The 2216-nt window shown below is 63.2% G+C and carries 2 protein-coding genes; one reads left to right on the top strand and one right to left on the bottom strand.

Annotated elements, in window-relative coordinates; all coding sequences use genetic code 11:
- Positions 1 to 5 precede the first annotated feature (5 nt).
- Positions 6 to 971, top strand: a complete 966-nt coding sequence (locus AWB67_RS36595; RefSeq protein WP_235025575.1) for a helix-turn-helix domain-containing protein — start codon at positions 6 to 8, stop codon at positions 969 to 971.
- A 114-nt stretch (positions 972 to 1085) separates the two neighbouring features.
- Here AWB67_RS36595 and AWB67_RS36590 read toward each other — a convergent pair whose 3' ends face one another.
- On the bottom strand, positions 1086 to 2135 hold the full coding sequence (locus AWB67_RS36590; RefSeq protein ID WP_087660710.1) for a 2-dehydropantoate 2-reductase: 1050 nt from the start codon (positions 2133 to 2135) through the stop codon (positions 1086 to 1088).
- Between the last annotated feature and the right edge of the window lie 81 nt (positions 2136 to 2216).

The raw sequence follows: 2216 nt of genomic DNA, 5'->3' as shown, positions 1-2216 counted from the left end.
GAGGAATGTCGCGAGCGGAGCGCATCATGGCGGAAACACGGTTCAAGCGTGCCGAGCAGTCGAAACGGGTATCGATCAGCGAGATCGTGAACGTTTTATCGCATCGTCCTTTTGCCACCACGCGCGAGCGCGGATGGGCCGGCGTGACGGTCGATATGTACGACCCGCTGCCCGACGTCTCCGAGCGATATCCTGCTCTCGATCATCATCTGATTTGTTATTGCCCCTACGGCAGCGCGCGGCTTGTGCAGGGGCGCGATGGCGTCGTTCACGAAGGTCTCGTGTCAGCCGGCGTATCGATGCTCATGCCAGCGGGTTATGACTCGCTCTGGGAGGGGAGCGCATCGGCGACGGCCCGGTTGCGTATACCCACGGCGCTCATCGCGGATGCGGCCGAACAACTGGGGCGCTCCGGCACGTCCTTCGAGCTTCGGAATGTTTTCGAAACGCGGGACGTGGTCATCGAGCACATCGCGCAAATCCTCGTCGCGGAGATTGGGCGGGAGCATCATCCAGCGCAAGCGCTGATTGCCGATCAGCTTTCGACAGCGCTCGCTGCTCACCTGCTGCGGACTTACAACGCGTTCGAGCCGATCGTGCCGGGTGACGCGCCTCCCCTCGGAAAAAGGGACATGGCGCGTCTCACGGAGTACATCGAGGAAAGTCTCGACAGACCCATCGGGCTGGCGGAACTCGCGGCTATCGTGAACGTGAGCCGTTTTCACTTCACGCGCCTCTTCAAGCGAAGCACGGGCATGACGGCAAGCAGCTTCGTCGAGCGATGCCGTATCCGTCGCGCACAGACGCTGATTCTCGAGACCGACATGCCGCTCGCGGACGTCGCGTTGATGACGGGTTTTGCGGATCAAAGCCATTTCACCAGACGCTTTCACCGTCATGTCGGCTGCACGCCGGCCGCATTCGCGCGTAACAGCGGCAGGCGACGATCGACGAGAAAAGCGCGGGATTAGCGGCTGTCGAACGCGATCTGCCTGCGTGCGTAACGCTTCGACGGAGTCCGCGGGAACGGGGCAGAGCCAGGCATTTCCGTGCTCTAGGTAGCGGCGATCGTGCCGGAGTCCGTTCTACGCATGCAGCCGCTGACCCATTGTGCAAACGCCGCTCGCAGCGGCGTTTAATTCGGCCAACAGCGCCTCTCCGGTCCACGAGGGCCGCACGTCGCTTCGTTCGGCCTCGTGTACAAGTTCGCAAAGACGTTCGTTCACCGGCGCACGGTGTCCAACGCGTCGAGCGAGCTTTACCACTTCGCCATTGATAAAGTCGACCTCCGTCGCACGTCCCGCCGCGAGATCATCGGACATCGACGAGCGCGCCAGCGGATCGATCGTCAGCATTGCGCGGCCGAGTTGCGCAAACCACGCGTCGGGCAGGCCGAGGAAGCGTGGCATCCACGCGGGCGGGATCGGCGTCAGACGGCTCGGACGGATGCCGGCCCGCTTGAGAAGTCCGAGTGCTTCCGCCTGCGCCATGCCGAGGCAGCGACGATAAGCGCGTTGCGCGAGTTCTTCTTTGAGCGGCCGGTTTGACAGCGCGTTGATTGCGTTGTTGAGGTTGAGCAGCAGCTTGGCCCATTGCACAGTCAGCATGTCGGCGTGCTGCGTCAGCGGCAGCCCCGCCTTTGCGAACTCACCTGAAAACGGCTGCAACTCAGGGGCGTGCCTGATCTCGAGTTCGCCGCCCGATCCCTGATGGTAGGCGCCAGGGCCGCGTTCGACGACGTTGAACGGAACCATTCCTTCCAGCACCGTCATGTCAGGCAACGCAGCACGCAACACGTCTGCGTTGCCGATTCCGTTCTGAAAACTGACCACGACCGTCCCGGACCGCAGGACGCTCGCCAGTTCCTTTGCAACCGTCGATGTCGCTGCGGATTTGACGGTGACGAGCACCAAGTCTGCCGCGGCGGCTGCCTTGCAGTCGGTCGACACGTCGATGCGCTCCGGCGCCACCGACCAGCGGCGCTCGCCGAATTGCGACAGCACCAGACCGTACTTGCGCAACTGGTTGCTGGTGCGCTCACGCGCAATGAACGTAACGTCGCCACCGCTCGCGAGCAACCGCCCGCCGACGTAGCAGCCAATGGAACCCGCGCCGTAGATAAAGATCTTTGCCATGCCGTTACTCCGCGTAGCCCGGATTCAACCGGTAGAGGCGGCGCAACAGCCCCGGCCACACGAGCTGCCCGGCGCTCACAC

It is taken from the genome of Caballeronia terrestris (assembly GCF_001544515.1).
In the GTDB taxonomy this organism is placed as follows: domain Bacteria; phylum Pseudomonadota; class Gammaproteobacteria; order Burkholderiales; family Burkholderiaceae; genus Caballeronia; species Caballeronia terrestris.
This window is presented reverse-complemented; position numbering and strand designations above follow the sequence as displayed.